Source organism: Aerococcus sp. 150760013-2, from assembly GCF_053627715.1.
In genome coordinates, this window is record NZ_JBSEYI010000002.1 from 87,027 (window position 1) to 101,501 (window position 14,475).

Genomic DNA, 14,475 nt, shown 5'->3' on the forward strand with positions numbered 1-14,475 from the left:
ATGACAATTCGCAATAACGTGCAGTCTATTGAAGGCATTATTGCAAATGCACAACAATCATCAGCGTTATCATCAAATGATGTGACGCTGATTTGCGTTTCTAAGTACCATTCAATAGATGAAGCAAACACAGTATATGATGCAGGCGTGAGACATTTTGCAGAAAATCGTCCAGAAGGCTTCCAGGAAAAATCTGCTGCTATGGCAGACGATATTGTATGGCATTTAATTGGCACCTTGCAAACCCGTAAGGTCAAAGATATCATTAATGAGATCGATTATTTCCATGCCCTTGACCGGTTAAAACTGGCCAAGGAAATTGACAAGCGGGCGGACAAGGTTATCAAATGCTTCCTACAGGTCAATGTTTCTGGCGAGGAATCTAAGCATGGGATTGCACCAGCTGAGCTTGATGCCTTTATCGAAGCAGTGGCGGAATTTCCTAAAGTAGAGATTGTGGGCTTGATGACAATGGCACCAATTGACGCGACGGATGAAGAGATTCACAATTATTTTGCCAACTTGCGTCAATTAAGAGATCAAGTGCAAGCTTTGGGTAAAGACTATGCACCGTGCCAACACTTGAGCATGGGGATGTCAGGTGATTATCCAATTGCAGTCGCTGAGGGCGCTGATTTTGTCAGAGTAGGTTCAGCTATATTTAACACAGAAACCGAGTAAACGGAGGAATCCAATATGGGTTTTAAAGACTATTTTGCAAATTTCTTTGACAATGATGATGATTTTGAAGACGACTACTATGAGCAAGAGACGGTAGATACTAGTGATTCAAAGTCATTTGAAGAGCCAGTTGCTGAAAATCCAGCTAAAGCTGCTCAAACTAGTCAAGCACAATTTACATTTGAACAACCAACTAAGGAGCAAAACAAAACGATGGCAAACGATGCAACGCGAAATAATGTAGTGAATTTAAGTGAGTCTCGTAAAAATGTGGCTACTGTAGAAATTTTTAAACCACGCATTTTTGCTGAGGCTGAGCGAATCAGTCAATCATTATTGGGCGATAAATCAGTGGTCTTAAATCTGTCACAAATGTCAGATGAAGATGCACGTCGATTTATCGATTATATGACAGGCGTTGTATATGCCGTGAATGGGGACTTACAACGTGTAGCAACTGACGTATTTATTGCCGTTCCAGAAACTGTACAAATTGAAGGTTTGTATGAAGAATATACAAATACACATGGCAAAGCATCTCGCGACCGTGGCAATATTTGGGATCGAGAGGGTGAAAGTCGTGAATAGTTTAGTGAACATTCTTCAAGATTTAATCTATGTCTATACACTAGTGCTAGTAGTATATGCTTTATTATCTTGGTTCCCAGGAGCTAGAGATTCTAAATTTGGTCAAATCATTGACCGACTAGCATACCCATATTTATCATTCTTTGATAGTATCCTACCTAGTTTAGGAGGCATTTCATTTTCAGTGATTGTGGGCGTTCTTGTCCTACAATTAGCTTCTAACGGCTTAAATATTTTACGCTAACCATAACAATAACTTTTAAATCAAACGGGTGGGTCTAGGTATCTACCCGATTTTTTTGTATAATAGAACCAAGCAACTGATAGAAAGGGATGGACAACTCTTGGCAAACTATGAAGTTTTACAGCACTTTCAACCAGACGAACATGCCTTTGTTGAAAAAGTGACGGACTGGATGAATCTGGTCTTAGACCAATATGCACCGGTAGTGACCCCGTTTTTGAATCCAAGAGAAGTGGCCATTGTATCAATGATCATTGGCCAAGACGATGAAATTCATTATGAATTTTTCGGTGGCTATCCTAATGCGGAGAACCAACGGTGTGTACTAGCGCCGACTTATTACGAAATTCAACCGGCTGATTTTGAAATTACCCCATTTGATATTCACTATGCCAGCAAGTTTAATACTATTGAGCACCGGCAAATACTAGGAACTATTCTAGGTCAAGGGGTTGAACGTAACCGTATCGGAGATATTATCCAGGCTGGGGAGAAATGGCAATTCTTCGTCGACGAGAAAATCGCCGATTTTCTTAGCTTTGAAATGGATAAGATAGGTGGTTCGAAAGTCAAGCTGGTGAAAATTAATCATTTTGACCAAATTATTCAACCAAAATCTGACTGGCAACCCATGGAAATCACACTTTCTTCATTAAGATTTGATACTATGATTTCAGATGGATTTAGAATTCCAAGAGCGAAGGCCAAGTTACTGATTGAGGGTGGCGCTGCTAAACTCAATTGGGCGCAAGTGCAAGACGCGAAAAGGCTATTAAATCCAGGGGATATTGCTTCAATACGAGGCTATGGCAGATTGAAATATGTGGCTACCCAAATGGAAACCAAAAAGGGTAAAATTAGAGTAGCGATTGAGATCATCAAAAACAAATAGGAGGCTCATTTTATGCGCGCATCAGAAATTAAAAATATGAAATTTAAACAGAAAATCTCAGGTTACGGTAAAACTGAGGTAGATGACTATTTGAATAAAGTCCGCGTCTCAATGCAGAAGTTAGAGGACCAAAATAAATCTTTACAAGACCAATTAAACGAAGCGAATAAAGAAGTAGATGCTGCCCACCGCAAGGAAGCGACAGTTAACCGTTCGATTTTTGTGGCCCAAGAAGCAGCTGACCGTTTGCGTGAAGAAGCGTTAAATGAAGCCTCTTTAATTGTAGAAAGTGCTGAAGAAGAAGCCCGTCGCTTGCTTGCTGAAGCTGCTGAGAAAGCGGCTGTTATTAATACGGAAACAGATAATCTACAAGAAGCTGCTCGTACTTACTTGCACCAATCTTTTGGTATGATTTTACAAGCCAAAGATATGTACGAAGACCCACGTTGGGAGAACTTATTCTTTGAAAAACCAGTTGGTGATGTGCCGACGCCACAATTAGATGAAGTGGTGAAAGATTATGATCTACCAGTACGGTCAAATAAAGGGGAAGCAATCTTTGAGGCAGCTGCTGAAAAAGCTGAAAAAGAACAACGTAAAGAAGAGTTCTTTAACAATGATATTCCAGCTATTGCGCCAGTTTTTAGTGGTTTTAAAGACAGTGAACCGGTAGTAGAGGAAGCAGAAACAAGTGCTGTAGCAGAAAATGCTAGCGAATCTGTAGAAACTGCTTCATCAGAAAATACTGGTTCAGAAAATACACCTGATGCGGCTGAAGAAACACAAGTGGTAGCAGCTGAAACTACTGATCAAACTGATACAAACCAACCAACAACTGACGCGGAAGATGTGACAGACGAACTGGTACAATCCGAGTCAACAGAAGCTGATTTGACCAATGCAGCAGATAAATCTGAAGAATAATCAGGAGTATTTGCGCGACAAAAGTTGTTTTTACAATATTTTTATAGTAATATTATGACGTATGGAAATAGAACACGTAGAGTGGAACACAATAAATAACGTAATTTATCGAAAGAGAATCTATGTTAGCTGCGAATTAGAGCGAGAAAAGTTATTTATTATCATCCAGGAGTAGTTTGTTGAACAGGTAATGCGTTATTGCCCAAGTAGGTAAACCGTTGACTGCGATAAAGTTATTGAGTGTATACCGCATTATTTGTGGTATACAAAATCTGGGTGGTACCACGGTAGCTTCGTCCCTTTTGCGGATGGGGCTTTTTTTATTTCTAGGAAATCGATGAGGAGGCATTACGCGATGAAAATGAAAGAAACATTAAATTTAGGAAAAACAAAATTCCCAATGCGCGGTAACTTACCTGTTAAAGAGGTAGAGCGCCAAGCTGAGTGGAACGAAGAAGACGTATACGCACAACGTCAAGAAAAAAATAAAGATAAAACACCATGGGTCCTACATGATGGCCCACCATATGCAAATGGAAACATTCATATTGGACATGCCATGAATAAAATCTCTAAAGATATTATCATCCGTTCAAAATCTATGTCTGGCTTCCGTTCACCTTACGTACCAGGTTGGGATACGCACGGTTTACCAATCGAGCAAGCCTTAACCAATTCAGGTGTTGACCGTAAGTCAATGACAGATGCTGAATTCCGTAAATTATGTGAAGAATACGCTTGGAAACAAATTAACGGCCAACGTGATGACTTTAAACGTTTAGGTGTTGCTGGTGACTGGGAGAACCCATACTTAACATTAGCACCAGAATTTGAAGCGCAACAAATCCGTTTATTCGGTGACATGTATGAAAAAGGCTTGATCTATAAAGGGGCTAAGCCAGTTTATTGGTCACCATCTTCAGAATCTACTTTAGCTGAAGCTGAAATTGAATACCAAGACGTTGAATCACCTTCAATCTACGTAGCCTTTAAAGCACGCGATACAAAAGGCAAATTACCAGAGAATGCAGAATTCATTATCTGGACAACAACACCTTGGACTATTCCATCTAACATGGCTATCGCTGTAAATCCAAACTTTGAATACTCAGTAGTCGCTGTTGCTGACCGTAAATTTGTGGTTGCAACTGACTTAGTGAATAGCCTAGCAACGGAATTAGAATGGGCAGATTACACAGTTGAAGGCGAACCAGTTAAAGGTAATGACTTGGAGTATATGGTTGCTGAACATCCATATTACGACCGTGACTCATTGCTAATCTTAGGTGACCACGTAACAACTGAATCAGGTACTGGTTTAGTCCATACGGCGCCTGGACACGGGGAAGATGACTACTTTGCGTCATTGAACTATAATTTAGATGTTCTATCACCATTAGATGACCAAGGTCACTTTACAGATGAAGCACCAGGTTTTGAAGGTGTCTTCTACGAAAAAGGTAACGAGATTTCAATCGAAAAAATGAAAGAAAATAATCGTTTACTAAAACTAGATTACTTCTCTCACTCTTACCCACATGACTGGCGTACGAAAAAACCGGTTATCTACCGTGCAACACCACAATGGTTCTGTTCAGTAGAAAAAATTCGTGAACGTACTTTAGACGTCATCGACAATGAAGTGAAATGGTGGCATCCATCTGGTCAAACACGTATCTACAACATGATCCGTGACCGTAAAGACTGGGTAATTTCACGTCAACGTGTTTGGGGTGTTCCATTGCCAATCTTCTACGCAGAAAATGGCGAACCTGTATGTACACCAGAAACAATCGAACATGTAGCCAACCTATTTGACGAATTCGGTTCAAATATCTGGTTTGAGCGCGAAGCGAAAGACTTATTACCAGAAGGCTTTACGCACCCAGCATCGCCAAGCGGTGAATTCACCAAAGAAATGGATATCATGGATGTATGGTTTGACTCTGGTTCATCTCACCATGGCGTATTACGCACACGTGAAGACCTAACATTCCCGGCTGACATGTACCTAGAAGGTTCTGACCAATACCGTGGTTGGTTCCATTCATCACTATTAACATCAGTCGCAGTAAACGATGAAGCACCATACCGTTCAGTCCTTTCTCAAGGATTCGTTAACGATGGTGAAGGTCGCAAGATGTCCAAATCAATTGGGAACACAGTGTCACCAAACGACGTCATCAAACAACGTGGGGCAGACATTTTACGTCTTTGGGTATCTTCAGTAGACACTTACTACGATGTCCGTATCTCTGACGATATCTTAGGTCAAGTTGCTGAAAACTACCGTCGTATCCGTAATACTGTACGTTTCTTACTAGGAAACTTGTATGACTTTGATGTGAAAAAAGATGCAGTTGCCTATGAAGATCTAGCATCAATTGACCAATACATGATGAACCGTCTAAACGAAATGGTGCGCAATGTACGTCATGCTTACGATACTTTCGACTTTATGACTGTCAACCATGAAATCACCAACTTCCTAACTTTAGATATGTCTAACTTCTACTTAGACTACGCTAAAGACGTTGTTTACATTGAATTACCAGAATCAGCAAAACGTCGTAACATGCAAACGGTTATGTATGCAGTAGCTAAAGCCGTGACGACTTTACTGACACCAGTTATTCCACATACAACTGAAGAAATCTGGACATACCTACAAGAAGAGGAAGCATACGCCCAATTAGCTGACTTCCCTGAAGTAGTGACTTATGAAAATGCAGACACTTTAGAAGAAAAATGGTCTGCCTTTATGGCCTTGCGGTCTGATGTCAACAAATCATTAGAAACGGCTCGTGAAGAAAAAGTGATTGGTAAATCATTACAAGCGAAATTACATATTTTTGCCAATGAAGAAACCAAAGCATTACTTGATAGTGTCGGAGAAGAATTAGCGACATACTTGATGGTATCGCAATTAGAAATCCATGACCTTTCAGAAGCTGGTGCAGATGTTACAGCTTACGAAGGTTACAGCTTAGCGATTGAACATGCACATGGTGAAACATGTGACCGTTGTCGCGGGGTTTACGAAGAAGTTGGTACAATTGAAGCAGCACCGCACTTATGTGCACGTTGTGCTGACATCGTCATCAACCACTATCCTGAAGCTTTAGTTGAAGAGGAGAATTAAGATGACCTATTACGGATTTGTAAAGACTTTTAATGAAAAAGAAGGCTTTGGATTTATCGAGTTACCAGATTTTCCAGAAGAAGATGATATCTTCGTGCATTTTTCAGCTTTACGTCACTTAGACCAAACTTCATTAGAAGTGGGTCAAAAGGTACAGTTTGAAATTGCCCAAGGAAAACGTGGGCCTCAAGCAGTGAATATTGAATTAGGCTAATGATAGCTAATTGAATAATATAGATAAAGCGGTAGCGATTAGACACTAAGTCTTAGTCGCTACCGCTTTTGACTTCCTCGTCAAATGGGTCAGAGGATTGTTGAAAATAGGGTATAAAAAAAGGGCACTGAACCGTTTGATTCAGCGCCCTTAATTGAATGTATAGTTAAACTAGTTTAAACGTTTTAAGACAAAGTTTAATACTAAGATTAATACGATAGCTCCGATTAGTGAAGGGATCACTGCGTATCCACCAATTACAGGACCAAAGTCTTGTAAGAAAGTAGATCCTACCCAAGAACCTAACATACCACAGATAATGTTACCGATAACGCCACCTGGGACATCTTTACCTAGGATTGCACCTGCACCCCAACCAATAAGTCCACCGACGATTAAAGACCATAACCAGCCCATGATAATTCCTCCATTTCATTTTGTATTGGACGTTTTGTCCATATATATAGTATAACATATGTGCTAAATCAGATGAAATGATAACACCTTAAAATGTTCATTTTATTTTTTTTGACTACCATTAAGTAAATGTTGTTTTAATTCATTCTCCATTTGTACCATTTCACGTTCAGCTTGTAGACGTTTTGCCCGTCCTTCTTCTTGAATTTGCATGGTCTCAGTAATGGTATCAATCAGGTTTTGTTGTGAGTGTTTCAAGGTTTCAATATCTACCACACCACGTTCAGACTGTCTTGCTGTTTCTAGTGATGATTGTTTCAACAATTCAGAGTTTTCTGTTAATAATTGGTTAGTGGTATCTGTCACAGCGATTTGGGCATCCAAAGCATCTTTTTGACGGTATAGGGATAATTGGATAGCGATTTGGTTTTTCCATAAAGGAATGGCTGTATAAATAGATGATTGGATTTTCTCAGCCAAGTTTTGGTTGGCATTTTGAATTAAACGAATTTGTGGTGCTTGTTGGATAGTAATTTCGCGTGTTAGCTCCAAGTCGTAGATTCGTTTTTCAAGACGGTTAATAAATTGCTCTAAGTCAGCAATTTTTTGGATGGTCATTTGATCGTGTTCGCTCGTAACTTGATCTTTTAAGGCAGGTAATTCTTCTTGACGTAGTCGTTCTGCTTTAATTTGAGCAGCAGCGATATAGACATTTAAGGCTTCAAAGAATTCTAAGTTTTGTTGGTATAAACTATCCAGTTGCAGATTGTCATTTAATAAACCATTCTTTTGACGGGTTAAGTGGCCAGCAATTTCATCTATTTGGTAGCCAACTTTTTGGTATTTGGCATTCATTTCATATAAAGAGGCCTTTTGTTTCTTAAACCAACGTTGAATGCGATTTTGCTTTTGGTTGGTTAATTGACTTGGGTCCGTGTCATTTAAACGGGCTAATAATTCCCGTAACTGTTCTCCGACAACGTCTAAGTCCTGGTTTTGAACTTGGGCGATAATTTGGTGTGAGAAGTCACCGATTTGTTTTTGGGCCATGGCACCATATGAAACGATGGATTGGCTATCGCTAGCATCAATTTTTTCTGATAAGGCTTTAGCTTGGTCTTGACGGTCTTTAGATAATTGTTGGTAGATGGTCTGTTCCATACCAGTTTCCTCATCGGTATTGGCTAAGTTTTCTAAGGGCGAATTGGCTAAAGTCGCATCTTGGAAGGGGTTGGCGATTAAATCATCTACTGATTTAGAAATATTATCAGATTGCTTGTTTACTGGTTGATTTTTGTCTTCTTTCATCAAGGTTCTCCTTTACTCAGGGTCATTAGTGAAGCTATCGAATGAACTTTGCCCTTGTTGGGCTAAGTCTGCGATTTCCTCACGTAAATTAGTCAACTTTTGAATTTTCCGTGGCGATTTATCCATTGCTTGATTAATGGCCGTATATTGTTCAAGTGTGCCCTTTAAATTTGGGAGCACATGATATAGGAAATCGGTCGCCTGGTTTAGACGATCTGGCGCTTGTGTAATGGCTTGGAAATAACTTTTCAAGACTTTGCTTGTATCATAACGTTTAAATACCATATTTAAATGGGTATTGTAGTTTTCATACCCTAAGATTGTTTCGATAGTATCCAAGGCTTCAGCCATTTCGGACCGGAAAAAATGAATCTCTTGGTCAGTTAAGTCAGTTTCCTCATAGATGGCCTTTCTTGATTTGGGTACCCGTCTTGGTTTATATCTTTCACGGTTACTTTGATGGTCAGCGATATTGGCCGTGTAAATATTACTGATTACAAAGACTAAGAAAGATAGTGCCAACACCCAGAAAGTAATTTGGTAGTAGGGGGTACCAAATACAAACAATAGAAAAATGATTGTCACGTTCATCGGCCAGTAAAAAGGATATTGACCAATTTTTGCGATGTATTGAAGCGGGCGGTTCATGTTTAGTCACTCCTTTGATTGATTTAACTTTATTATAGTGGACCAGGGGTCAATCAACATCGGCCTCTAGTCTTATTTAAAAATAGTAGCTTATTCCTATACAATAGAAGCCAGTTGAAAATGTAAATAAATCCCTAAAATTTCGCCTTCTAGCCCATACTGTAGATAAAAATGCTAAAATGAAGTGGAGTAGCCACCAAAATTAAAAGCAGAATCACAGTAAATATACATATACATATAAAGATAAAGTACGAATATAATGTTTAAGAAAGGGTGACCATGATGACATTTGGTGAAAAAACAATTAAAAAAGAAACCTTATACGAAGGAAAGATTCTAAACTTAGAGAAGCATCAAGTCCGTTTGCAAAATGGTGAACTTGCAGATCGTGAACTCATTTTCCATGGACCGGCAGTCGGTATTTTCGCTTTACGGGACGATAAAATTGTATTGGTCCGCCAATTTAGAAAAGGAATTGAAGCAGTCAGTTTAGAGGTGCCAGCTGGATTAGTAGATCCTAATGAAGATTTATTGGTGGCCGCTAAACGAGAATTTGCGGAAGAAACAGGGATGGCTGGTGAAAATTGGCAGCAACTAGACGGCTTCTATGTGACGCCAGGTTATAATGATGAATTCATTCAAATGTATGCCTGCCAAAACGTTACTGACTTACCAGAGCCACCCGCACAAGACGACGATGAAAATATCGAACTCGTATACCTAGACTTTGGTCAAGCGAAAGCAGCCATTGCCTCAGGAGAGATTTCCGATATGAAGACCATTTACGCCATTCAATATTGGCAAATTTTAACATTACAAGGATAGTAGGTGACATATATGACGCCAGATGAAGAACCACAATTAACACGTGCCCAGTACCGGGCCTTGAAAAATAAGATCGACCACACCGACAAAACGGTTAGTGAAGTTGCGGACGAAATTCAAGAAAGTAAGCGACCCAGTCAATCAACGACATATAAAGCGGCTCGTGATGCACGTCACAAAAAATCAGCAACCTTTAACCGGGATGCAACTGATGGTAGTACTCATGTCTTTAAACGTGATGAAGACTTCGATGCGCCAAGGAAATTTTCTGCGGATATGCTCAACCAAGCTCTTTATGAAAAGAAAAGTCAGCAAGCAAAAGCTCGTCAATCTGACCGGGCATCTAGACCAGAACGACCAATGACAAATAGAACAAATCCAAATTTTTCTCCGACAAGCCAAAGACCAACCGACCAGTATTCTAACGGTCAGGGTGCTTGGACCAACCAGGACGACCATGTGGTGACCGCTGCTAGAACGTCGACGCCGCTTGCGGAAGAACCTTCAGTAGAAGAGACTACTAAGGAAAATAAAAAACGGCTGTCATTTAGAGAACGCCTTTTTGGCCCTTCTGAGGAAGAAGTAGAGGATGAAAGAGATGACGAAACATTAGTAGACGATAATGAAGGAAGTGACCAATCACAACAAGCTTTTTTCGGTGCAGGAAATGCTGAAGCGAATCCGGATAAGGCAAATCAGTTTGGTCAACATGCAGGTCAATTGGATGCGGATGCTAAACAAACGGACAGAGAATCTAGAAAAGGTAAGTCCTTTTTTGGGCCAACTAAAATTGATCGTTTCCTAAATATCGCGATTATCCTGTTAACTCTAGGGAGTATCATTTTGACCATTATCGCTTTTTATGTTTAATCAAATTAAATCAATTTAAATGGAGGAGAGTATATAATAGATGAAAGTAGCAATTATTTGCCCAATGGAAGAAGAAATTGGTTACTATAAAGAACACCTAGGCCTAAGTGTTAGTGAAATTGTTGGGTCAACAGAAGTATGGACAACATCGTACGAAGGGCACGAAATCATTGTAGCCCGTTGCGGAATTGGGAAAGTAAACGCCGCAATCGCGACAACACTTGTTGCCCAAACGAACCCAGATTTAATCATCAATACTGGGTCAGCTGGGGCCCTTGCACCAGACCGTCAAATTGGGGATATTGTCATTGGGGAAGCGACGATGTACCATGACGCGGATGCCCGTGCATTTGGTTATGAATTAGGCCAAGTGCCTACAATGCCAGCCCGTTATAAGGCGCCAGAAAACTTAATTCAAGGCTTCTTAGATGCTTATCATGAAACAGATTTAAATGCGACAACCGGATTGATCTTAACAGGAGATCAATTTATTGCCGATACTGATAAAGTGAATGATTTATATCAGACATTTAGAGGGGCGCAATGTGCTGAGATGGAAGGAGCTGCTGTTGCGCAAGTAGCCCACCAGTTTGGTGTTGATTGTATTGTCATTCGAGCAATTTCTGATACCGCTCAACAAGACGCTAATGTGGTCTTTGATGAATTTGTGGTGACGGCAGGGCAAAATGCCGCTAAAGTGACTCTGAACTATTTAAAACATTTAAATTAAGTTATCATTGACGAAGGCCAAGAATAATGGTATGATGGACTGCGTGTAAAATAATGCAGCAAAATTGAAGCAAGCTCGTCAACATTTCAACCACTGACAACCGTCAGTAAGCCAAGTAGTCTGCGGCTGCAGAAGACGAAAGCGCTAAGGTGAAATGCACGAATGCGGTCAATTTAAAAGGTTATTTTACTCCAAAATTTTATTTTTATGGAGGAATATATAATGTCTCGTTTTACAGGATCTAACTGGAAAGTTTCTCGTCGTTTAGGTATCTCAATTTCAGGTACTGGTAAAGAAATCGCTCGTCGTCCATACGCACCAGGTGAACATGGTAATGGTCGTCGTGCTAAATTATCTGAATACGGCTTACAATTACAAGAAAAACAAAAATTACGTTTCATCTACGGTATGAACGAAAAGCAATTTGCTAACTTATTCGTTCAAGCTGGTAAAATCAAAGAAGGTAAACACGGTGTTAACTTCATGATCTTACTAGAACAACGTTTAGATAACGTAGTTTACCGTTTAGGTTTAGCGACTACTCGTCGTCAAGCTCGTCAATTAGTAAACCACGGTCACATTACTGTAGACGGTAAACGTGTTGATATCCCATCATTCCGCGTTCAACCAGGGCAAGTAATCTCTGTACGTGAAAAATCTAAAGATGTTAAAGTAATTAAAGAAGCAGTTGAAGGCTTATACGGTCACGTACCTTACGTACAATTCGACGCTGAAAAATTAGAAGGTTCTTTAATTCGTTTACCACAACGTGACGAAATGAACCAAGAAATCGACGAATCTCTAGTCGTTGAATACTACAACAAATTAATCTAATTTTAGATGACTTGTTAGCAAAAAGGTCGGGACATTGTTCCGGCTTTTTTATTTGCTGTAGAGATGGATACAAACCAGAAAGATAGTCAGATTGAAACGATGGACGTCATTTTGTTAGAGAAATTGTATTTTGGGAAAAAGGTTTCAGCTGGAAACTGTTTAATCGATTGATTTGAAATGCAATTTTAATATAACGCATATTTTTTTTGTTTGAATTATGATAATATAGGGGTTAAATAACCTTTAAAAATTTTTATAAAATATCAACGGATAGAAGGAGGCGTGCGTGTGCCGTTTTTAATAGCATTGTTAATCTTAATTATATTGGTATTACTTGGTTACGGACTGATTTATTATTTAGGACGTAAACAAACTCAAGCCAATATTGAATTAGATGAACAAAAACAAGAGATCATGTCTACTCCGGTAGCGGACAAACTATATACACTGCGCAACAAGAATGTTTCGGGAGCAACGCGTAGAGTATACGAGAGTGAACAAGCCAAGTGGCAAACCATCACTCGCTTTCGTTTACCAGAGATCGAGGCAGCATTAGTTTCTGCCCAAGATTACACGGATAAATACAACATCGTTAAAGCAAGAAGTGTTGCTGACGAAGTAGAAACCATCCTAGAAGAAACGAAGGATGAAGTGAATGGCATCAACGACCGTTTAACTGAAATATTAGCCAGTGAAAAAGCATCTGAAGACAAGCATGAAGAAACTTACGAGCGCTACGCAGCCTTACGTAAACAATTGCTGGCACACGGCTATAAATTTGGCGATGCCCTAGAAACCTTAGAGCACCATTTAGCTTATATCGAACTTGATTTCACTAAGTATCACCAACAAATGAATGATGGTGATTTCATAGGCGCTCAAGAGGTATTGGTACAAATCGATGCTGACTTGAACGAATTAGAGCAAATGATGGAAAAAATTCCGAATTTGTATAGCAAGTTAAACGAAGAATATGTGGAACAAGTGGCCGATATGCAACAAGGTTTTGCACATATGGAAGAGGAAAACTTCCACTTCCCTATTGATGTTGATATTCCAAAAGAAATTTCTGCCTCTGAAAAGAAAGTAGCTGAAGCTAAAAAGGCTGTGTCAGATGCAGACTTGACCCAAGCTTCTGAACTAATGGAAGCTGCTGGGGTACAGATCGACCATACTTATACTTTGATGGAGAAAGAAATTGCTTCAAGAGAGTATATTGGGAAAAACCAAGGTGCTGTTCAACGCCGCTTGGAACAAGTAACACAAAGCAACCGCTATGGGGCATTAGAAATTGACCGTGTAGCGCAAAATTACATATTATATGACAATGAGATGGGTAAAATGCAAGAATACGCTGATCAGATTGAACGGCAAAAAGACGTGTTGAAAACAACAGATGACCAATTAGCAGAACACCAAATTGCTTATTCAGATATGGAAATACGTTATCGTGAAATCTATGACCAGTTAGCTGAAATTGACAAAGGTCAATCAGCGATTGTTGTGGCTTTGGCTAACCTACGTCAAAGAGAGCGTGATGCGCGCGATGACTTATACATGTTCGAACTTGATTTGCGTAACATCAAGCGTTCAGTAGAAATTCATCATTTACCAGGCTTGACTAATGAGTACTTAGATTACTTCTTCGATACAAGCGACCGCATTGATCAATTGTCAGAATCATTAAACCGTGTCAAATTAGACATGGTAGAAATTGAAAATCTAACCGATCAAATTGCTAAGGCGATTGAATACTTGGATGATGAAACTGAAAAACAAGTCCGCGCTGCCCAATTAACAGAGTCAGCGATCCAATACGCGAACCGTTACCGTCCGCAACATCCAGAGTTGAACGCGGTAATAGAACGGTCATATTATTTATTCGATAAAGAATTTTTATACGAAGATGCCTTTGAAAATATTGCCCAAGCGGTTGACCAAATTCAACCAGGTGCAAGACAAGAAATCATTCAGCAGTATGACCAAGAAAATCAAGTAGGCTAATTTTAGAAAGGACCGAGACATGTGCTCGGTCTTTTGCTGTTTTTAGTCAGTAGTAGCTATTTATCAACTATAAGCTTTAGGTTGGAAAAGGATGAATCCAGGCTATTTAGCGGGTATTTATTTTCCAGATAGAGGCTGTCAAGTTAAGGTTGGT

General features: G+C 39.6%; 15 protein-coding genes. 12 read left to right on the forward strand and 3 right to left on the reverse strand.

Translation table 11 applies throughout. From position 1 onward, the window contains the following. The 7 genes from ACUW85_RS01670 (at window position 1) to ACUW85_RS01700 (ending at window position 6,685) form a co-directional block, all read left to right on the forward strand. Window positions 1-681: a YggS family pyridoxal phosphate-dependent enzyme gene (locus ACUW85_RS01670; RefSeq protein WP_048726590.1), complete on the forward strand. Its 681-nt coding sequence runs from the start codon at window positions 1-3 to the stop codon at window positions 679-681. A gap of 15 nt (window positions 682-696) precedes the next feature. Next, a complete protein-coding gene (locus ACUW85_RS01675; protein ID WP_048726587.1) occupies window positions 697-1,269 on the forward strand; it encodes a cell division protein SepF in 573 nt (190 codons plus the stop codon). Further along, window positions 1,262-1,513 (forward strand): YggT family protein, encoded by a 252-nt coding sequence (locus ACUW85_RS01680; protein WP_016897656.1) that lies wholly within the window; start codon window positions 1,262-1,264, stop codon window positions 1,511-1,513. Before ACUW85_RS01675 ends, ACUW85_RS01680 begins: the two co-directional genes overlap by 8 nt. Window positions 1,514-1,613: 100 nt before the next feature. Continuing rightward, window positions 1,614-2,405, forward strand: a complete 792-nt coding sequence (locus ACUW85_RS01685; protein WP_048726584.1) for a YlmH family RNA-binding protein — start codon at window positions 1,614-1,616, stop codon at window positions 2,403-2,405. Between the two features lie 12 nt (window positions 2,406-2,417). After that, complete coding sequence (locus ACUW85_RS01690) at window positions 2,418-3,329, forward strand: DivIVA domain-containing protein (protein WP_048726581.1); 912 nt, start codon at window positions 2,418-2,420, stop codon at window positions 3,327-3,329. A gap of 355 nt (window positions 3,330-3,684) precedes the next feature. Then, entirely contained in the window at window positions 3,685-6,471 is a 2,787-nt protein-coding gene (ileS, locus tag ACUW85_RS01695) for an isoleucine--tRNA ligase (RefSeq protein ID WP_182023055.1), read from the forward strand. 1 nt (window position 6,472) lies between these two features. Beyond that, window positions 6,473-6,685 (forward strand): cold-shock protein, encoded by a 213-nt coding sequence (locus tag ACUW85_RS01700; RefSeq protein WP_026465385.1) that lies wholly within the window; start codon window positions 6,473-6,475, stop codon window positions 6,683-6,685. 171 nt (window positions 6,686-6,856) lie between these two features. Here the strand turns inward: ACUW85_RS01700 and ACUW85_RS01705 are convergent, their stop codons facing one another. From ACUW85_RS01705 to ACUW85_RS01715, 3 genes are all read right to left on the reverse strand, one after another. Then, entirely contained in the window at window positions 6,857-7,102 is a 246-nt protein-coding gene (locus tag ACUW85_RS01705; RefSeq protein WP_048726574.1) for a GlsB/YeaQ/YmgE family stress response membrane protein, read from the reverse strand. A 102-nt stretch (window positions 7,103-7,204) separates the two neighbouring features. Next, window positions 7,205-8,410, reverse strand: coding sequence for a toxic anion resistance protein (locus ACUW85_RS01710; RefSeq protein ID WP_048726570.1), 1,206 nt, complete (start codon window positions 8,408-8,410; stop codon window positions 7,205-7,207). A 12-nt stretch (window positions 8,411-8,422) separates the two neighbouring features. Further along, window positions 8,423-9,058 (reverse strand): 5-bromo-4-chloroindolyl phosphate hydrolysis family protein, encoded by a 636-nt coding sequence (locus ACUW85_RS01715; RefSeq protein ID WP_182023056.1) that lies wholly within the window; start codon window positions 9,056-9,058, stop codon window positions 8,423-8,425. A gap of 279 nt (window positions 9,059-9,337) precedes the next feature. Here ACUW85_RS01715 and ACUW85_RS01720 point away from each other — a divergent pair, with 279 nt between their 5' ends. The 5 genes from ACUW85_RS01720 (at window position 9,338) to ACUW85_RS01740 (ending at window position 14,321) form a co-directional block, all read left to right on the forward strand. After that, window positions 9,338-9,883: an NUDIX hydrolase gene (locus ACUW85_RS01720; RefSeq protein WP_048726564.1), complete on the forward strand. Its 546-nt coding sequence runs from the start codon at window positions 9,338-9,340 to the stop codon at window positions 9,881-9,883. A gap of 12 nt (window positions 9,884-9,895) precedes the next feature. Next, complete coding sequence (locus ACUW85_RS01725) at window positions 9,896-10,753, forward strand: hypothetical protein (RefSeq protein WP_048726561.1); 858 nt, start codon at window positions 9,896-9,898, stop codon at window positions 10,751-10,753. Between the two features lie 40 nt (window positions 10,754-10,793). Further along, window positions 10,794-11,483, forward strand: a complete 690-nt coding sequence (locus tag ACUW85_RS01730) for a 5'-methylthioadenosine/adenosylhomocysteine nucleosidase (RefSeq protein ID WP_016897643.1) — start codon at window positions 10,794-10,796, stop codon at window positions 11,481-11,483. A 222-nt stretch (window positions 11,484-11,705) separates the two neighbouring features. Next, a complete protein-coding gene (gene rpsD, locus ACUW85_RS01735; RefSeq protein ID WP_003143535.1) occupies window positions 11,706-12,317 on the forward strand; it encodes a 30S ribosomal protein S4 in 612 nt (203 codons plus the stop codon). 288 nt (window positions 12,318-12,605) lie between these two features. Then, window positions 12,606-14,321, forward strand: coding sequence for a septation ring formation regulator EzrA (locus tag ACUW85_RS01740; RefSeq protein ID WP_149314991.1), 1,716 nt, complete (start codon window positions 12,606-12,608; stop codon window positions 14,319-14,321). Window positions 14,322-14,475: the final 154 nt, after the last annotated feature.

Bases quoted from the DNA above. Each gene is read 5' to 3' on its own strand.
- ACUW85_RS01710 (WP_048726570.1), bottom strand. From the start codon at position 8,410: ATGAAAGAAGACAAAAATCAACCAGTAAACAAGCAATCTGATAATATT.
- ACUW85_RS01700 (WP_026465385.1), top strand. From the start codon at position 6,473: ATGACCTATTACGGATTTGTAAAGACTTTTAATGAAAAAGAAGGCTTT.
- rpsD (WP_003143535.1), top strand. From the start codon at position 11,706: ATGTCTCGTTTTACAGGATCTAACTGGAAAGTTTCTCGTCGTTTAGGT.
- ACUW85_RS01730 (WP_016897643.1), top strand. From the start codon at position 10,794: ATGAAAGTAGCAATTATTTGCCCAATGGAAGAAGAAATTGGTTACTAT.
- ACUW85_RS01720 (WP_048726564.1), top strand. From the start codon at position 9,338: ATGATGACATTTGGTGAAAAAACAATTAAAAAAGAAACCTTATACGAA.
- ACUW85_RS01705 (WP_048726574.1), bottom strand. From the start codon at position 7,102: ATGGGCTGGTTATGGTCTTTAATCGTCGGTGGACTTATTGGTTGGGGT.
- ACUW85_RS01670 (WP_048726590.1), top strand. From the start codon at position 1: ATGACAATTCGCAATAACGTGCAGTCTATTGAAGGCATTATTGCAAAT.
- ACUW85_RS01690 (WP_048726581.1), top strand. From the start codon at position 2,418: ATGCGCGCATCAGAAATTAAAAATATGAAATTTAAACAGAAAATCTCA.
- ACUW85_RS01675 (WP_048726587.1), top strand. From the start codon at position 697: ATGGGTTTTAAAGACTATTTTGCAAATTTCTTTGACAATGATGATGAT.
- ACUW85_RS01715 (WP_182023056.1), bottom strand. From the start codon at position 9,058: ATGAACCGCCCGCTTCAATACATCGCAAAAATTGGTCAATATCCTTTT.
- ACUW85_RS01725 (WP_048726561.1), top strand. From the start codon at position 9,896: ATGACGCCAGATGAAGAACCACAATTAACACGTGCCCAGTACCGGGCC.
- ileS (WP_182023055.1), top strand. From the start codon at position 3,685: ATGAAAATGAAAGAAACATTAAATTTAGGAAAAACAAAATTCCCAATG.